This is a genomic window from Roseobacter phycocola, assembly GCF_042055075.2.
Lineage (GTDB): Bacteria > Pseudomonadota > Alphaproteobacteria > Rhodobacterales > Rhodobacteraceae > Roseobacter.
The window spans coordinates 1,317,180-1,333,040 of record NZ_CP194010.1 but is presented as its reverse complement, the minus strand read 5'-3'; the positions used below and the strand labels follow the sequence as shown (position 1 = coordinate 1,333,040).

The following is a 15,861-nucleotide window of genomic DNA, read 5'->3' as shown; positions in this document are numbered from 1 at the left end:
TTGCTGAGGGTCTCAGCACGACAGGCGGCGCACATATGCTCTATTCAACTTCCAGCGCATGGCGTTCCGCGCAACACCGATCTGTGCTTGTCTATGGCATGTCGGGCCTGGGCAAAACGCATATGTCCAACCTGCTGCGCGCCAGCGGGTCCTGGTTTCACTACTCGATCGATTACCGGATCGGCACGCGTTACATGGGCGAATACATCGCAGACAATGCCAAGGCTGAGGCCATGAAGGTCCCGTTTCTGCGCGACCTGCTGATGAGTGACAGTATTTATATCGGCTCAAACATCACCTTTGATAACCTGAGCCCCGTCGCCACCTATCTCGGCAAACCGGGCAATCCCGACCAGGGCGGTCTGCCCATGGAGGAATACGCGCGGCGTCAGGAACAGTTCCGGCGGGCGGAAATCGCAGCCCTGCGCGACACGGCGCGTTTTGCCCGCCGGGCCGAAGCGCTTTATGGCTACCCGAACTTCATCTGCGACACCGGCGGGTCCATCTGTGAATGGGTCGATCCGGAGAATGACGAAGATCCGCTGATGCGGGAACTGTCCGAAAGCTGCCTGATGATCTGGATCCGCGGGGATGACGCGCACACAGAAGAGCTCGTGCGCCGGTTTGACCGCGCGCCTAAGCCGATGGCGTATCAGCCGGCATTTCTGCTGCGCTGCTGGCAGGAATACCTGAAAGAAACCGGCAGTGCCGAAGATGCGGTCGACCCGGATGCCTTTGTGCGCTGGACATATGCCCGCGCGCTGGCCCACCGCCAGCCCCGGTATGAGGCGATGGCGCGCTGGGGCGTGACCGTCACAGCAGATGAGGTGGCCGCTCTCGCGTCCGATCAGGACTTTGAAGACCTGATTGCAAGAGCCATCGACCGCGCCTGAAAATCCTCAGAGCACACCGACAAATTTTGTGATCAGGCTCGCGACTTTTTCGAGGCCGTTCAGCGCCGAGGCAATGGAGTTGACCTTCTGCACCTGCTTACGGGTATTGGCGACGAGCGATTTCAGCGCCTTCTCTGCAGTCGATGGGGCTGTGTCCGAGGCCTCATATTTCTGCTGCAGTTCAATCACTTCGATGTGGTGCGCCTGAAGCTTCTTTTCTATCTTAATATGTTCGTCACGGGTCTTCGTATCACCGGCCTTTACCGCTGCATAAAGCAGCTTTCGGTTCCGCGCCCGGGCCTGATTGACCAGTACCAGCAGTTGTTCAAAGTTCTTTTCAGCGACTTTCGAGAGATTTGGCATCAGAGGTTATCCTTCCAGCGTTCCGGCGAGATCCCTGAGAGCCTTGAGGTAGGCCGTCAGCGCCTCAGTTGATGGCGACCCGCTCAGACGGGCAGCCAGCCCGTTGTGTGTCGCGGCAAGCTGATCCAGTTTGGTGTAGACCGACCCTTCTGCGGCTTTGATAAAGGCGGCATGGCTCGCTTCCAGTTCCCGGTAGGCGGCGGCTGTACGTGCCGTATTGCCTGCGAGATTTGCATCGAACGCTTCGGTATTGGCGTTGCGCATCCGGGTCAGCGCGGCGGCGTACCCGGTGTCCAGGTTCAGATCCTGAAGCGTCGCCTTCAGTTCCCCCGTTACTTCGATGATCAAAGGGTCAGCATCGCGAACCGTGCGCTTCAGCAGACGGTTCCTGTACGAAGATACGGCAAAGTCCGTGACCGCCCCGACCTTCTCCTTCTCGTCCTGCAGGCTCTGCGCAAATGACGCGATGCCGGAAGAACCGGATTTTTCCCCCAGCCCTTTGAGCGTATCCGCGAGCCCCGCATAGGCAAGTTTTATGTCCGCTTCTGTCTGTGCAGAGGCCAGATCAGACAGCAACGCACTGTATTCGGACAAAAGCCCCAGTTTCCGCTGCACGGCCTGCAACTGCGTAGGTGCCGCTTCGGGAGCGGTTTCATTCGCCACCCGGTCGATCCTGCAGTTGCTCAGCGCATCGTAATTAAAGACTTCCTCGTTTGTGTCGCAGGCCTGCGACAGCAACCAGAGGTCGCCCGCTGCCGCTGCCCTGTCCGGCGCCGCAGCCTTATAGGCGTCGATCTGAGGTTTCAGTTTGGTAAGCGTTTCATCGGACAGTGTGGCTGTCGCATCGCTCATCAGGGTGATTTCTTTGCTGGCATCGACCGGTACACAGGCCGCCAGTCCGGCTACAAGGAATGGGAAACACCCCAGTGCGCCACGGGTTGTAAATAGGGTCATGTAAAAATATCGTTTTATGGTTCAATCAATACGTGCAGCGTTACACGGGTCATTGATTCAGTCAACCTGACGTGAGGCAGCCCGCTGTGGGCTGGATATTTCCCCGGTGTCGCATTAGGTGAGTGCGCACCAGAACAGGAATACCCCGATGCCGATCAAGATCCCCGCCGACCTGCCCGCCTATGACGTGCTGACGCGCGAGGGTGTTATGGTGATGGACCCTGATCAGGCCGCACGCCAGGACATCCGGCCGCTGCGCATCGGTCTGCTGAATCTGATGCCGAAAAAGATCCAGACAGAGAACCAGTTCGCCCGTCTGATCGGCGCCACGCCGCTGCAGATCGATTTCGAACTGATCCGCATGTCCGAGCATCAGACCCGGAACACCGCTGCTGAACATATGGCCGAATTCTACCGCCCGTTTCAGGAGGTTAAACACGAGAAGTTTGATGGCCTGATCATCACCGGCGCTCCTATTGAACATCTGGCGTTTCAGGATGTGACCTATTGGGACGAGCTGCGCGAAGTGATGGACTGGACGCAGACCAATGTGCATTCGACTTTTGGAGTCTGCTGGGGTGGCATGGCGATGATCAACCATTTTCACGGCGTGAAAAAACACATGTTGGACGCCAAGGCCTTTGGCTGTTTCCGGCACCGGAATCTGGCACCGGCATCCCCCTATCTGCGCGGATTTTCCGATGATTGTGTGATCCCGGTGTCGCGCTGGACAGAAATGCGGCAGGACGAGATCGACGCCGCCTCCGGGCTGCGCACGCTGCTGGGCAGCGAAGAAGTCGGCCCCTGCCTTGTCGAGGATCCGGCGCACCGCGCGATCTATATCTTCAACCATTTCGAGTACGACAGCGATACACTGAAACAGGAATACGACCGTGATGTTGAGGCCGGAACGCCGATCAACGTGCCGATGAACTACTACCCGGATGACGACCCGTCGCGTGAACCGCTGAACCGGTGGCGCAGCCACGCGCATCTGCTCTACGGCAACTGGCTGACAGAGGTGTACCAGGATACGCCCTACGATATCGATGCGATCGGGACCTAAGGCCGTGGCCGCCCTGCTGCTTTGCGCGCTCGCGTTGTTTGCCCTGGTGCAGTGGCGCGCGGCAGCGAATGAGAACGCAGCCGAGGCAGCCTATCCGCCCTCGGGTCAGTTCATCGAGGTGGACGGGATTCGCATTCACGTACATGTCTCGGGCGAAGGTCCCGATATCGTGCTTATCCATGGCGCGAGCGGCAGCCTGCGGGATGCAACATTCCGGCTTGAGGAAAAGCTCTCGCAGACATTTCGCGTGATAGCCGTCGACCGCCCCGGAATGGGCTGGTCTGACCGCCCACGCGGATACGGTGGCATCTGGAACGTGACACCGGAACCCCCTGCTTTGCAGGCCAGGCTGCTGCAGAAGGCCACTGATTCAGTCGGCGTCAGCAACCCGGTTGTTGTGGGGCACTCCTTTGGCGGCGCGGTGGCACTGGCCTGGGCGCTGGAACGCCCGGATGAAACGGCGGCACTTGTTCTGCTGGCGGCGGCCTCCAACCCGTGGGAAGGTGACCTCGGGCCGCTTTATCAGGTCAACTCTTCGCGTCTCGGCAGCGCTCTGGTGATCCCGCTGATCACTGCTTTCGCGCCCCGTGGCGTTGTTGAAAAGACCGTGTCGTCAATCTTTGAACCGCAAGGTGTCCCCGATGGATACCTTGCTCATTTCGGACCACAGATGACACTGCGGCGCGGCACGATGCGCGCCAATGCGCAGCAGGTGAACGGACTGCGCCCCTTTATTGTGGAAATGTCACAACGGTATCATACCCTGCAGATGCCCGTGGAAATTCTGCATGGCACGGATGACACCATTGTCCCACTGGACGTGCATTCCGTTCCCCTGAGCGGTCAGATCGACAGCGCTGTCCTGACCCGCCTCGAAGGTGTGGGGCATATGCCACAACATGTGAGCACCGACGCGGTTCTGGCCGCAATCGACCGTGCTGCCGCGCGTGCGGGTTTGCGTTAATCGCATTAACATCCCATATATGACGGGAAGATCCTGAGCGGAGGCCCCATGGACCTGCCCTTTGACGGCGCGATCAGCGCCTTTTTCGAAAATGAAGCACCGGACGGGGTCCGAAATGCGATCCGTCGCCAGGACAGCGGCCCTATCCTCGATGGCTCCTATCCTCATTCCGAACGGCTCGCGCGCAAACCCTACGAAAAGGATCTCGCGGCGCTGCAGATTGAACTGGTTAAACTGCAGGCCTGGGTTCGGGAAAGCGGCGCGCGCATCGCCATTGTTTTTGAAGGGCGGGATGGGGCTGGCAAAGGCGGCACCATCAGCCGGTTCCGCACTAATCTCAACCCACGCGGCGCACGGGTGGTGGCACTGTCAAAACCCACTGAAACAGAGCGGACGCAGTGGTATTTTCAGCGCTATATCAATCATCTGCCCGCGGCCGGTGAGATCGTTTTTTTTGACCGCAGCTGGTACAACCGCGGCGTCATCGAGCCTGTTTTCGGGTTTTGTACAGAGGCGCAGCGCGAACATTTCTTCGTCCAGGTCAAACCTTTTGAGGAGATGCTGGCGGATGACGGAATCCATCTGGTGAAGTTCTGGCTGAACGTCGGCCGCGCCGAGCAGCTGCGCCGCATGATGGCCCGGGAACGCGACCCGCTGAAGCAGTGGAAGCTCAGCGGCATTGACGTCAAAGGCCTGGGCAAATGGGACGCCTATACCCATGCGATCGGGGATACCCTGAAACGCAGCCATACGGCGGGCGCGCCCTGGACCGTTGTGCGCTCTGATGACAAGCGGCGCGCACGGCTGAACGCGATCCGGGCGGTACTGCATGGCCTCGATTATGACCGCAAAGACACCGGCGCGCTCGGCGCGATCGACACGAAAATCTGCGGTGGGCCGGACATCTGGAATGCCTAAGCGCGGCTATCACCACGGCAATCTGCGGCAGGCACTGGTCGATGCCGCTCTTGAGCTGATTGAGCTGCGCGGCCCAACCGGTTTCACCCTGTCCGAGGCCGCCAAACAGGCCGGGGTCACACCAGCTGCGGTGTACCGGCATTTTGAAGGGCGCGAGGACCTGATCGCCGAGGCCGCCCGTCAGGGGTACGAGATTTTTGCCGATCTGATGGAATATGCCTATGAAAAGGGCCAGCCCTCAGCGCTCGCGGCGTTTTCGGCAACAGGGCGCGCCTACCTGGCCTTTGCGCGGAAATACCCCGGTCACTACATCGCCATGTTTGAAAGCGGGATCAGCGTCAACCGGACGTCAGAACTCGCGGCAGTGTCGTCACGGGCGAACGCAGTTCTGGAGAAAGCAGCCACCGATCTCAGCGAGCATATCCCGGAGGACAAACGTCCCCCCGCCTCTATGTTTTCTGCCCATATCTGGGCCATGAGTCACGGTGTTGTGGAGCTCTTCGCTCGCAACTCTCCCGGTCGTGCGTCGCCCTTCCCGCCTGAGGATCTGCTGGAAACGGGTATCGGGATTTACCTCCGCGGGCTGGGCCTGATCACGCCGGACGCCTGAACGGGTTCAGAGGCGCAGTTTGCGCGCACCATAGATCAGCAGCACATAGGCCCCCGCCGCCGCGATCATGAACGGCAGACGCAGCGCCACTTCGCGCCCCAAAGGCCCTTCGCCCAGCGACACGATCCAGCCCCCCAGCAACGCGCCGATGGGCATCATGCCCCATCCAAAGAAACGGTACAGCGAATTCACCCGCCCCAGCAGCGCGTCCGGAATGCGCCGCTGGCGGTACGAAACGGTCACAATGTTCCACATCAGCGCGGAAAATACCTCGATGAACATTGCAATACCCGCAACCACAGGATGCGCGGTCATCGCGAGAATGACAAAGGGCAGCGGGATCAGGAAAAGAGCGACCAGCACACCGTTCTGCGGCCCGATACGCGCAATGATGCGCGGCCCCAGAATACCGCCCAGGACGCCACCCGCAGCCCCCACGGCCATAAGCACACCATGACCTGCGGCTGTCAGCCCCAGAACTTCCTGTGAAAAGAGGATCAGGATGGTCATCGCCATCACCGAAATGCCGTTGATGAAACCCAGCATGACAGCGAGGCGGAAAATCGTCGGATTGGCCCGCATCCAGTTCCAGCCTTCAGCCACTTCGCGACGCAGTTCGCGCCGGGGCGGATTGGCGCGGCCCGGGATGGCTATGCACCAGACCAGCAGAGCCGCGACACCAAAAGTCACCGCATCAAGCGCAAAGGGTGCGGGTACGGCAAAGGCGATCAGCAGACCCGCCACAGGCGGCCCGACAAAGGACCCCATGACCTGCTCGACACTCCACAGCTGTCCGTTGGCACTCTCCAGATCGGTCTTTGGCACCACGGATGGCAGCACGGTCTGCGCGGCATTGTCCCGTACGACCTCTGCGGTGCCGAGCATCATGCCAAGGGTGGCGAGAACCAGAATATATAACAGCGGGTCACCCTCGGGCGGAAAGGATGGGATCGAGAAGATCAGCGAGATGACCCCACAGGTCAGGATCAGCCGGAACAGATCCGCGCGTACCATCAGCAGGCGGCGGTCATACCGGTCGACGAGCACCCCTACGGGCACGGAAAACAGCAGCCAGGGCAGCGTTGTCGCAAAGGCGACAAGGGCGACCAGAGCGGGATCACGGGTGATCAGCGTGGCCAGCCAGGGGAAGGCGAGCGCGGATACACCGTCGCCAAGGTTGGACACAGCGGTTGCGGAAAACAGCAGCCGGAAGGAACGGTTTTTTACGAGAAGCGCCATAGAGCCACCAAAGCCCCATGCGTCCGGCGTGTCAAACGGGAATGGCTCCGCTCTGTTCTGGCGGTCAGAAAGTGCGCGCGAGGGACAGATTTCCCTCGACGTTGATGAGCTCCATGGTCCCAAGCCCCTTGATGTCGTAGGAGCCGATTTCTTCGACCTGAAACCCGTCGATCAGATCATATTTCATCTCGATCGGCGCCACGATCTTCATCGGGTGGGCAAATACCTCGAGGCGGGCGGCCATGTTCACAGCCGGCCCAAACACATCGTAGACGTATTTCTGAACCCCCACGACCGAGCCGACAGCAGCCCCGCTGCCCAGCCCGATCCGGGCTTCCCATTTGAACCTGTGGCTCTGATTGCGGCGCTCCAGGAACCGCAGGAAACGCACGGCACAATTGGCAACGGCAGAAGCATGATCCGGGGCCTCTTCTGGCATTCCCGATACCGCCATATAGGCGTCCCCGATGGTCTTGATCCGCTCCACGCCAAACTGCTCGGCAATCCGGTCAAAGGCGGTGAAAATGTCGTTCAGCTCGCCCAGGGTCACTGTCGGATCATTCTGTTCGGTAAAATCCGTGAAGCCCACAAAATCGAGCATCAGTACCGACACGTTGCGGTAGAGTTGAGGCGTGACAACGCCAAACGTCTTGAATTCTTCATAGACTTTGCGTGGCATCAGATTGAGCAGCAGCTTTTCAACCCGCTCTTTTTCCCGTTCCAGCTGACGTGTGTTGCGCTCGACCATCTTGGAATAGCTGTCGATCATCTGCTCCAGCTCACGCATGCGCGTGATGTTCTGGCATTCTGCAACAATCATCTTTTCGTTTTCGAGCTCAGTCAGATGCAGACTGACCGAAATAACCAGCGTACGGCGGCGCGGTTTCACCTGTACCTCGCCCGTATAGCGTCCGGTTTCACGCAGTGCCGTCGCCGCGGCCTCCCGGATGGCCTCTATGGCCTCTGACAGAGCCCCCTCTTCCTTCGGATCGCCAAACCAGTCCGCGAAAGCTGCATTGTGGTAAAACACCGACAGGTCGGACCAGCGCAGAATGGCGATGCCGACCCCGATCGATTTCAGCAGCTGTTCATTTATGGTCGTGAGTGTATTGGCGGTCATCGGACACCGGGACGCAGAATGCATCCGCGCCGGGCCTCAAATTCACGCGCCACATCGCGGATGTCAGCATCCGCCATACCATGCTCGCGCATCGCTTCGCCCAGCAGACGCACAACCTCGTCGAATTCCTGTGCGGAGATATCCAGTGCGTGGTGGACATGCGCCAGACGGTCGTCTGTCATCGCAGACGGCCCACCCATGAGCGCGGAGACGAATTTTGTCTGATGATCCATCAGACGCGCCATGTCGACATCATCAAAGTGATGCCCGACAATATCGCTGTCCAGTACCATCTCATAGAACGACAGAACCACCCGGCTGACAGTGCCGAAACCACCATATTTCTGGAAAGTGCTGGACATAGCCTCGTACCCGGTTCCCGTCTCTGTTGTACGGCGAAGCCCCGACGCGCGCAAGAACGCTGCGTAAACATGCCTGTGAACAGCAAAAAGGCCGCTTAAAAAAGCGGCCTTTGAGCAACAATATCCGGGTTGGATTAACGCTTGGAGAACTGGAAGCTCTTACGCGCTTTGGCCTTACCGTATTTCTTACGCTCGACCACGCGGCTGTCACGGGTCAGGAAGCCTGCCGCTTTCAGCGCACCGCGCAGCGACGGGTCGTAAAGCTGCAGCGCTTTGGAGATACCGTGCTTGACCGCACCGGCCTGGCCGGACAGTCCGCCGCCTTTGACGGTGGCGACCACGTCAAACTGACCTTCTGTGCCGGAAACAGTGAACGGCTGTGCCAGGATCATCTGCAGCACGGGACGCGCAAAGTATTCGTTCTGCGGCTTGCCGTTGACGGTGACCTTGCCGGAGCCCGGCTTGATCCAGACGCGGGCAATCGCGTCTTTCCGCTTACCGGTTGCATAGGACCGGCCCAGTTCGTCACGGACAGGCTCGCGGGTGATGACTTCGGCCTCGGGCGCTGCGGCCTCAACGCCGGCCACCTGGCCCAGCTCTTCGAGTGTGTTGATTTCTTCAGCCATCGTTATGCGCTCCGGGTGTTTTTCTTGTTCATGGCCTTAACGTCCAGAACTTCGGGGCTTTGTGCCTCATGGGGGTGTTCCGCACCTGCGTAGACGCGCAGGTTTGTCATCTGCTGGCGGCTCAGACGGTTGCCGGGCAGCATGCGCTTGACGGCCAGTGTGACAACACGCTCAGGGTGCGCGCCCTCAAGGATCTGCTCCTTGGTGCGGGATTTGATGCCACCGGGATGTCCGGTGTGCCAGTAATGGTTTTCCTGGCGTTTGTTGCCGGTCAGCTGGATTTTATCCGCGTTGATGACGATCACGTTGTCGCCCATATCCATGTGCGGTGTGAACGACGGCTTGTGCTTGCCGCGCAGACGCTGTGCGACGATCGAAGCAAGACGGCCCAGAACTACGCCCTCGGCGTCGATCAGGATCCATTTCTTGTCGATGTCTGCGGGTGTTGCAGAGAAAGTTTTCATGGACGGTTCCCCGTTTGAGGTGACAGGCCGCAACAAGTGCGTTACGGCCTCAATTCGATTGGGGCGTTATAAACGAGGCTGTTTCTGCGTCAAGCGCTATTGCTGGCAAATAATCGTTCAAAAACAGTGGTATAAAATATAGGTATCATTTTACCCCACTAATTTTCGCGGATAGCTACTACACAACCGCTTAATCTCTCTGGTTGCGCATGCCGCGTCACCGTTTTCGTGCTGTAATCCTGCTCCACCAACCCCAAAAGACTCCTGAAGACAGTCCTGTAACCGACTTGCCCTGCATCGGCATTCCTGCTGTGTGGTCTTCCCGAATGCGCCAAACCGCAGCCATCAAACGCTCAGTTGTTCCGGCGGGCTGTCCAGCAACTGGCGCAGACGCAACACAGCGGCTTCAAAGCTATCCAGTGACACGCCCGCGTTCACCGCCAGACGGACCGCATGGGGTGCCCGCGCATCACGGCAGACGAATTCTTCGGCGGTACGGATCTGCACGCCCTGCTGTTCGGCGGCCTGACAAAACGCACTCGCGCGCCAGCCCAGAGGCAGGCGCAGCCAAAGAAACGGCACGTCCGGACGCCAGACAACGTCGTATCCACCGAGGATATTGACGGCACTCTGTACATAGAGGTTGAAGGCGCCGCGCGTTTCCTCGGCCAGCGCGTCGATCTGTGGGTGGTTCAGCAATGCAGCGCAGAGATCAATGAGCGGCGTGGCCAGCCCAAAACAATTGTACTCGGCGACCCGGCGCAGCTCCGGTGTCCGGCCAGCAGGCGCAATTGCGAAACCAATCCGCAGCGCCGGGGTGAGTGTTTTCGCAAGCGACGAGACATACCAGCCACGTTCCGGTGCCAGCATCCGGTAGGTCGGCGCCCGGTCGACACGCATCCGGTAACAATCGTCCTCAACAATCTGCAGGTCATTGCGGCGTGCCACAGCGGCAAGCGCATCCCGGCGGGCCAGTGGCGTAAAGACCCCTGTCGGATTATGCACTTCGGGCGAAGTACAGAAGATCTGGGCGTCATGCGCACGCGCAGCTTCTTCCAGCGCCTCGGGGATCACACCTTCAGCGTCCATCGCGACCGGCATCACATCTGCCCGTAACAGCTCCGCCGCGCGCCGGAAGCCGGGATAAGACAGTTCTTCGATCAGAACGGTAGGTTTCCGCCCCTGCAGAATGGTCTGGAAAATAAGCGAAAGGCCATTCTGCCCACCGTGTGACAATACAATGTCCTTTTCACCAAATGCGCCAAGCGGTGTACCCGCAAGCCAGCGCACAACAGCTTCGCGGGCCGGTTGGGCGCCCGAACGACTTGGGTAATGCATGATGCCCGACGGCGGCTCCTGAGCGATCTGCCCCAGCAGTTTCCGTATCAGCTTATCCTGGCCGACCGCAGGCAGGTGCGGTGAAAACATGCTGACTTTGTAGACATCACCGTCTTCTTCAGCGCGGTGCGAAATCACATCCACTTCAATGGGTTCTTCCGGAACAGCCACCGGCTTGCGGGATGCGACGAAGGTGCCCCGCCCGACTTCGGCAACCAGTGTGCCGCTCTCTGTCAGGATCGTATAGGCACGTGCGACCGTGCCCGGCGTAATCTTCAGTGTCCAGGCAAGATCACGCACGGGGGGCAGCTTGTCACCGGGCTTCAGCAGGCCTTCTTCGATACCTTCGCGGATCAGTGAGACCACGGCTTTGTACTTGGGCCCGTCATGATTGCTGAGTTCCGGCTGCCAAATTGTACCCATTACAATGTTTCTCTCGATTCCGTGTACCAATTTTCGTATCAATACATCGTAGCAAGTTTGCTATATTGTGTCAATACAATTGAAGGAGATACCCATGACACAGGATATGACGCTGTCGCCCCGCACCCTCGACTATCTGAACCGCACGCGCGCCGTGCCGGTTGTGTCGCTGATCGCGGTCGAGTTCGCCGTCTGCCTGTCGAAATGGGCCACGCGGCGACGCACCAGGAAAGCGCTCAGACAGCTTTCCTACTGGCAGCTCGCCGATGTGGGGCTGACACCCCATGAGGCTGATACTGAGGCTTCCAAGGTGTTCTGGCGCGCATAACCTCCCCGGTATGCACACCAGACCTCTTCCTGCGGCCGGGTTCGTCCTGGCCGCCTTTTTGTTTCTGTGTTCCGGCAACGCAGTGCCAGGTCAACAATGCTAAACTGCGCCCTGCCCCCGCACGGACTTCGGCAGCGAATACGTCAATGACGCCCGCGCGACCGGCTTGTCGCTCCCTTCGGAATAGATCAGCACGTCTGTTACCGACAGCGACTGGCCGAGCTTGAGCAGACGTGCCTCGGCCAGAAGATCTGCACCGGCCGCCGGTTTTCGCATGAAATCAATCGAACAGTTCGTTGTAACGGCAAGGGCCTCGCGCCCGACATGAGCCATCGTCACCATATAGGCCGCCACATCCGCCAGCCCGAACATGGCCGGCCCGGACACCGTATTGCCCGGGCGCAGATGCCGTTCACCGACCAGCAAACGCGCAACCAGACGCTCCCCATCCAGATGATCTATGGCAAATTCGCCCCGGACCTGCGGAAAAACCTCGTCAATAAAGGCCATCATTTCGTCGGCGTTGAGTTTGAGTGTCATGCCCGTTCCTTCTTGCTGTGCGGGAAATTTGCAGGGTTTTGACGCTGCGGCAAGCGACAGAACCTGTAACCCTGCGTCATTGTTTCCGGATCCGCGCAGGTCCGTTTCCGGTTTGGCCTCTTATAAATCGGGCACGAATGTGACACTTATGAGGCGAAGGTAATGACACCTTCTGCCGATTTTGGGTCGCCGTTCTGCGGAAGGTCCCTCCAGGTCAGCCTCTCACTGACCGACATGCCCGCCGCGGCGACCCCAAAAATCCGGCTTTTCTCCTGCACAACCGGCGTCACGCACCAAAGCCCGTGTTGCGCAAACGTCCGGCCTGCCCTACATGGCGGGCATGACAGAGGAACTCCACATCATCGGCGGCGGTATGGCCGGGTCCGAGGCCGCCTGGCAGGCCGCAAACCTTGGCGTCAGCGTGGTTCTGCACGAAATGCGCCCGGCTGTTGGCACATTCGCGCATCAGACCGGGCTTTTGGGTGAGATGGTCTGTTCCAATTCATTCCGGTCTGACGATCACGAACAGAACGCCGTTGGCCTGTTGCACTGGGAAATGCGCGAAGCCGGTGGTCTGATTATCGGCACGGCGGACAGGCACCGCCTGCCGGCGGGTGGCGCACTTGCGGTCGACCGTGATCCTTTTGCCCAGTCCGTGACGGATGCGCTCAGCGCGCACCCGAACATCCGCATCGAATACGGTGAGATCACATCACTGCCCGACGACGGGTCATGGATTATTGCGACAGGCCCGCTTACGTCCTCCGCGCTTGGCGACGCCATCGCTGCGGAAACAGGCGCCGAAGCGCTGGCCTTTTTTGATGCCATTGCGCCGATTGTCTACTTTGACAGCATCGATATGAGCCGGGCCTGGATGCAGTCCCGCTATGACAAGGGCGACACCGAAGAAGAGCGCACCGCATATCTCAACTGTCCGATGAGCCGTGAACAATACGAGGCGTTTATCGACGCGCTGCTGGCTGCGGATAAGACTGAATTTCACGAAGGCGAAACCGCCGGATACTTCGACGGCTGCCTGCCGATTGAGGTAATGGCCGAGCGCGGGCGCGAAACGCTGAGGTTCGGCCCCATGAAACCTGTGGGCCTGACCAACCCGCATGCGCCGGATGACAAGCCCTGGGCTGTCGTACAGCTGCGCCGTGATAACAAACTCGGCACGCTTTACAATATCGTGGGCTTTCAGACGAAGATGAAGTACGGCGCGCAAACTGATGTTTTCAAAACAATTCCAGGACTCGAAAACGCCAGCTTCGCCCGTCTTGGCGGCATTCACAGAAATACTTTCCTGAATTCGCCGACGCTGCTGGACGGCCAGATGCGTCTGCGCAGTCGCCCCAACATCAGGTTTGCCGGACAGATTACGGGCGTTGAAGGTTATGTCGAATCCGCCGCGATGGGGCTGCTGGCCGGGCGTCTGGCGGCGGCAGAACTGCAGGGACACAGCCTTGACACGCCGCCTGCAACCACGGCAACAGGCGCTCTGATCACGCATATCTCCGGTGGTGCAGAGGCGAAGACCTTCCAGCCGATGAATGTCAACTTCGGGCTTTTCCCGCCAGTTGAGGGCTTGCGGGGCGGACGCCGTGGCCGCAAGGACCGGTACAAAGCCTATACGGACCGCGCAAAAGCGGACTGGAAAGGCTGGTTGCAGGGCGAACTCGCCCCGGCCTGACCGGGCGCGCTGGCTGGACACCCGCGGGGCAGCCCCGTTATAATCCGCCGGTATGACAGATTCCTTTTTGGACAAAGTCTATGACGCGCGCGATGCGGCATCGACACGCAAGCTCTACGATGACTGGTCGGGCAGCTATGACAGTGAAGTCACCGGTCAGGGCTATGCAACCCCAGGCCGCTGTGCTGCGGCTCTTGCCTCCTTTACCGAGGATTTCACGGCACCCGTTCTGGATTTCGGCTGTGGCACCGGTCTTTCCGGGGATGCACTGACTGCCGCCGGATTCAAGACCATTGATGGCCTTGATCTGTCGCAGGAAATGATCGACCAGGCCGCGCAGAAGGGCATTTATCGCAGCCTGAACCGCATCGATGCGGATGGCACCTTGGCATTCGCGCCCGGAACATATTCCGCCATTGCGGCCATCGGTGTGATCGGTGCGGGTGCCGCGCCGGTGAGCATGTTTCACGTGCTGATGAATGCACTGGCCTCTGGTGGAAAACTGGTTTTTTCCTATAACGATCACGCGCTCGAAGACCCGGCGTATGAGGCAGCGTTATGTGAATGGGTGGATTGCGGAGCAGCCACGCTGCTGTTCCGTGAACATGGTCCCCACCTGCCCGGAATTGACCTTAAATCCAACGTGTATGTTGTTGAAAAAGTGTGACTTTCACCACACGTTTTGCACCATCTCCGACCGGCCCCCTTCATCTTGGCCACGCGTATTCCGCGCTGGTGGCGCACGATATGGCCGTGAGGAATGCGGGCCGGTTTCTGTTGCGGATCGAAGACATTGACCAGAGCCGCGCCCGTATGGAATGGGAAGACCGGATTTATGACGACCTGATCTGGCTCGGGATCTCTTGGGAAAAACCGGTGATGCGGCAGTCACAGCGGATGGGTATTTACCGCGATGCGCTGGCCGGTCTCTGGGCACGCGGTCTGCTGTATCCCTGCTTTTGCAACAGGCGCGATATCCAGCAGGCTGTATCGGCACCGCAGGAGGGCGCCCCGCTGACCGGGCCGGACGGGCTGATCTATCCCGGAACCTGCCATGCGCTGCCGCGGGACCCCGGCGCGCCCCTGCCCGACAATACGGCGCTGCGCCTGGACCTGAAGGCCGCGATCGCACTTTTGCCGCCCCGTATGTCATTCACCGAAACGGGCCGCAGTGGTGCGGCGGAACACTTTCGTTTTGAGCCACTGGAGCTGTCCTCCCGCATCGGTGATATCGTTCTGTGCCGTCGTGACATGGGAACGTCTTACCACCTGTCCGTCGTCCTGGACGATGCAGACCAGGAGGTCACCCGTGTTGTTCGCGGTGAAGATCTGTTCGACGCAACCATTATCCATGTTGTGCTCCAGCAGCTGCTGGGCCTGCCGACACCCGTTTACCATCACCACCAGCTGATCCGGGATAGCCATGGAAAACGGCTGGCCAAACGCGACGACGCGCGGGCTATAGCTCTCTTTCGCAACGAAGGCGCGTCACCGGATGATATCCGCAGAATGGTCGGTTTATGAGTGGCCGTCTTCCGGCTCGCTTGTGATCACTTCCATCCCGTCCTGCACATCTGTGTAAAAACAGCTGCGGCGGCCGGTGTGACAGGCCGGGCCGGTCTGGCGCACCTGTAACAACAGGCAGTCGCGGTCGCAGTCGACGCGGAACCCGATGAGCTCCTGTATATTCCCGCTGGTCTCCCCCTTGGCCCAGAAGGACTGGCGCGACCGGCTCCAGTAGGTGACCCGCCCGGTTTCAAAACTGCGCGCGATGCTTTCCGCATTCATCCAGGCCATCATCAGAACCTCGCCCGTCGCTTCGTCCTGCGCAATTGCCGGGATCAGCCCGGCGTCATCATATTTGAGCGTTGCCGCATCGAACGGCACATCATCCCGCACTTCTTCGCGCATCAGAAAGTCCTTTTGCATCCGCCTGGCGCCCCCTATGTATAAAGAGCGA

Annotated in this window: 19 protein-coding genes; 9 read left to right on the top strand and 10 right to left on the bottom strand. The window is 59.5% G+C overall.

Features of this window, described 5'->3' with window-relative positions; translation table 11 throughout:
- Positions 1-35 precede the first annotated feature (35 nt).
- Entirely contained in the window at positions 36-893 is an 858-nt protein-coding gene (locus tag AB4K19_RS06615; RefSeq protein WP_375227652.1) for an ATPase, read from the top strand.
- A gap of 6 nt (positions 894-899) precedes the next feature.
- Here AB4K19_RS06615 and AB4K19_RS06610 read toward each other — a convergent pair whose 3' ends face one another.
- A complete protein-coding gene (locus AB4K19_RS06610; RefSeq protein ID WP_375227651.1) occupies positions 900-1,256 on the bottom strand; it encodes a hypothetical protein in 357 nt (118 codons plus the stop codon).
- Positions 1,257-1,262: 6 nt separating this feature from the next.
- Entirely contained in the window at positions 1,263-2,210 is a 948-nt protein-coding gene (locus AB4K19_RS06605; RefSeq protein ID WP_375227650.1) for a hypothetical protein, read from the bottom strand.
- Positions 2,211-2,358: 148 nt separating this feature from the next.
- On the opposite strand from AB4K19_RS06605, the gene metA reads away from it, so the two are divergent.
- Genes metA through AB4K19_RS06585 form a run of 4 tightly spaced genes read left to right on the top strand, consistent with a single transcriptional unit; the run spans position 2,359 to position 5,768 of the window.
- On the top strand, positions 2,359-3,276 hold the full coding sequence (metA, locus tag AB4K19_RS06600; RefSeq protein ID WP_375227649.1) for a homoserine O-acetyltransferase MetA: 918 nt from the start codon (positions 2,359-2,361) through the stop codon (positions 3,274-3,276).
- Positions 3,260-4,240: an alpha/beta fold hydrolase gene (locus AB4K19_RS06595; RefSeq protein WP_375227648.1), complete on the top strand. Its 981-nt coding sequence runs from the start codon at positions 3,260-3,262 to the stop codon at positions 4,238-4,240. The genes metA and AB4K19_RS06595 overlap by 17 nt, the downstream gene beginning before the upstream one ends.
- A gap of 48 nt (positions 4,241-4,288) precedes the next feature.
- Positions 4,289-5,158, top strand: a complete 870-nt coding sequence (ppk2, locus tag AB4K19_RS06590; RefSeq protein ID WP_436399348.1) for a polyphosphate kinase 2 — start codon at positions 4,289-4,291, stop codon at positions 5,156-5,158.
- A complete protein-coding gene (locus AB4K19_RS06585) occupies positions 5,151-5,768 on the top strand; it encodes a TetR/AcrR family transcriptional regulator (protein WP_375227647.1) in 618 nt (205 codons plus the stop codon). Before ppk2 ends, AB4K19_RS06585 begins: the two co-directional genes overlap by 8 nt.
- A gap of 6 nt (positions 5,769-5,774) precedes the next feature.
- On the opposite strand, the gene AB4K19_RS06580 is transcribed toward AB4K19_RS06585, so the two are convergent.
- From AB4K19_RS06580 to AB4K19_RS06555, 6 genes are all read right to left on the bottom strand, one after another.
- Positions 5,775-7,007: an MFS transporter gene (locus AB4K19_RS06580; protein ID WP_375227646.1), complete on the bottom strand. Its 1,233-nt coding sequence runs from the start codon at positions 7,005-7,007 to the stop codon at positions 5,775-5,777.
- A 64-nt stretch (positions 7,008-7,071) separates the two neighbouring features.
- Complete coding sequence (locus AB4K19_RS06575; protein ID WP_375227645.1) at positions 7,072-8,127, bottom strand: adenylate/guanylate cyclase domain-containing protein; 1,056 nt, start codon at positions 8,125-8,127, stop codon at positions 7,072-7,074.
- Positions 8,124-8,489, bottom strand: a complete 366-nt coding sequence (locus AB4K19_RS06570) for a group I truncated hemoglobin (protein ID WP_375227644.1) — start codon at positions 8,487-8,489, stop codon at positions 8,124-8,126. Before AB4K19_RS06570 ends, AB4K19_RS06575 begins: the two co-directional genes overlap by 4 nt.
- 134 nt (positions 8,490-8,623) lie before the next feature.
- On the bottom strand, positions 8,624-9,115 hold the full coding sequence (gene rpsI / locus AB4K19_RS06565) for a 30S ribosomal protein S9 (protein ID WP_375227643.1): 492 nt from the start codon (positions 9,113-9,115) through the stop codon (positions 8,624-8,626).
- Positions 9,116-9,117: 2 nt separating this feature from the next.
- Entirely contained in the window at positions 9,118-9,579 is a 462-nt protein-coding gene (rplM, locus tag AB4K19_RS06560) for a 50S ribosomal protein L13 (protein ID WP_375227642.1), read from the bottom strand.
- 345 nt (positions 9,580-9,924) lie between these two features.
- Positions 9,925-11,340 (bottom strand): PLP-dependent aminotransferase family protein, encoded by a 1,416-nt coding sequence (locus AB4K19_RS06555; RefSeq protein ID WP_375227641.1) that lies wholly within the window; start codon positions 11,338-11,340, stop codon positions 9,925-9,927.
- Between the two features lie 94 nt (positions 11,341-11,434).
- Between AB4K19_RS06555 and AB4K19_RS06550 the strand changes: the two genes are divergently transcribed.
- Positions 11,435-11,668, top strand: a complete 234-nt coding sequence (locus AB4K19_RS06550) for a DUF1127 domain-containing protein (RefSeq protein ID WP_375227640.1) — start codon at positions 11,435-11,437, stop codon at positions 11,666-11,668.
- Positions 11,669-11,767: 99 nt separating this feature from the next.
- On the opposite strand, the gene AB4K19_RS06545 is transcribed toward AB4K19_RS06550, so the two are convergent.
- Complete coding sequence (locus tag AB4K19_RS06545; protein ID WP_375227639.1) at positions 11,768-12,208, bottom strand: PaaI family thioesterase; 441 nt, start codon at positions 12,206-12,208, stop codon at positions 11,768-11,770.
- Between the two features lie 340 nt (positions 12,209-12,548).
- Here AB4K19_RS06545 and trmFO point away from each other — a divergent pair, with 340 nt between their 5' ends.
- From trmFO to gluQRS, 3 genes are read left to right on the top strand one after another with little or no spacing between them, the layout of a single operon-like run.
- Entirely contained in the window at positions 12,549-13,901 is a 1,353-nt protein-coding gene (trmFO, locus tag AB4K19_RS06540) for a methylenetetrahydrofolate--tRNA-(uracil(54)-C(5))-methyltransferase (FADH(2)-oxidizing) TrmFO (protein ID WP_375227638.1), read from the top strand.
- Between the two features lie 52 nt (positions 13,902-13,953).
- Positions 13,954-14,568, top strand: a complete 615-nt coding sequence (locus tag AB4K19_RS06535; RefSeq protein ID WP_375227637.1) for a class I SAM-dependent DNA methyltransferase — start codon at positions 13,954-13,956, stop codon at positions 14,566-14,568.
- Positions 14,565-15,425, top strand: coding sequence for a tRNA glutamyl-Q(34) synthetase GluQRS (gluQRS, locus tag AB4K19_RS06530; RefSeq protein ID WP_375227636.1), 861 nt, complete (start codon positions 14,565-14,567; stop codon positions 15,423-15,425). The genes AB4K19_RS06535 and gluQRS overlap by 4 nt, the downstream gene beginning before the upstream one ends.
- Here gluQRS and hisI read toward each other — a convergent pair.
- A complete protein-coding gene (gene hisI / locus AB4K19_RS06525) occupies positions 15,420-15,788 on the bottom strand; it encodes a phosphoribosyl-AMP cyclohydrolase (protein ID WP_375230854.1) in 369 nt (122 codons plus the stop codon). The genes gluQRS and hisI overlap by 6 nt on opposite strands.
- Positions 15,789-15,861 lie beyond the last annotated feature (73 nt).

Excerpts from the sequence above, each read along its gene's own strand:
- AB4K19_RS06615 (WP_375227652.1), top strand. The coding sequence starts at position 36 with ATGCTCTATTCAACTTCCAGCGCATGGCGTTCCGCGCAACACCGATCT.
- AB4K19_RS06610 (WP_375227651.1), bottom strand. The coding sequence starts at position 1,256 with ATGCCAAATCTCTCGAAAGTCGCTGAAAAGAACTTTGAACAACTGCTG.
- AB4K19_RS06605 (WP_375227650.1), bottom strand. The coding sequence starts at position 2,210 with ATGACCCTATTTACAACCCGTGGCGCACTGGGGTGTTTCCCATTCCTT.
- metA (WP_375227649.1), top strand. The coding sequence starts at position 2,359 with ATGCCGATCAAGATCCCCGCCGACCTGCCCGCCTATGACGTGCTGACG.
- AB4K19_RS06595 (WP_375227648.1), top strand. The coding sequence starts at position 3,260 with ATGCGATCGGGACCTAAGGCCGTGGCCGCCCTGCTGCTTTGCGCGCTC.
- ppk2 (WP_436399348.1), top strand. The coding sequence starts at position 4,289 with ATGGACCTGCCCTTTGACGGCGCGATCAGCGCCTTTTTCGAAAATGAA.
- AB4K19_RS06585 (WP_375227647.1), top strand. The coding sequence starts at position 5,151 with ATGCCTAAGCGCGGCTATCACCACGGCAATCTGCGGCAGGCACTGGTC.
- AB4K19_RS06580 (WP_375227646.1), bottom strand. The coding sequence starts at position 7,007 with ATGGCGCTTCTCGTAAAAAACCGTTCCTTCCGGCTGCTGTTTTCCGCA.
- AB4K19_RS06575 (WP_375227645.1), bottom strand. The coding sequence starts at position 8,127 with ATGACCGCCAATACACTCACGACCATAAATGAACAGCTGCTGAAATCG.
- AB4K19_RS06570 (WP_375227644.1), bottom strand. The coding sequence starts at position 8,489 with ATGTCCAGCACTTTCCAGAAATATGGTGGTTTCGGCACTGTCAGCCGG.
- rpsI (WP_375227643.1), bottom strand. The coding sequence starts at position 9,115 with ATGGCTGAAGAAATCAACACACTCGAAGAGCTGGGCCAGGTGGCCGGC.
- rplM (WP_375227642.1), bottom strand. The coding sequence starts at position 9,579 with ATGAAAACTTTCTCTGCAACACCCGCAGACATCGACAAGAAATGGATC.
- AB4K19_RS06555 (WP_375227641.1), bottom strand. The coding sequence starts at position 11,340 with ATGGGTACAATTTGGCAGCCGGAACTCAGCAATCATGACGGGCCCAAG.
- AB4K19_RS06550 (WP_375227640.1), top strand. The coding sequence starts at position 11,435 with ATGACACAGGATATGACGCTGTCGCCCCGCACCCTCGACTATCTGAAC.
- AB4K19_RS06545 (WP_375227639.1), bottom strand. The coding sequence starts at position 12,208 with ATGACACTCAAACTCAACGCCGACGAAATGATGGCCTTTATTGACGAG.
- trmFO (WP_375227638.1), top strand. The coding sequence starts at position 12,549 with ATGACAGAGGAACTCCACATCATCGGCGGCGGTATGGCCGGGTCCGAG.
- AB4K19_RS06535 (WP_375227637.1), top strand. The coding sequence starts at position 13,954 with ATGACAGATTCCTTTTTGGACAAAGTCTATGACGCGCGCGATGCGGCA.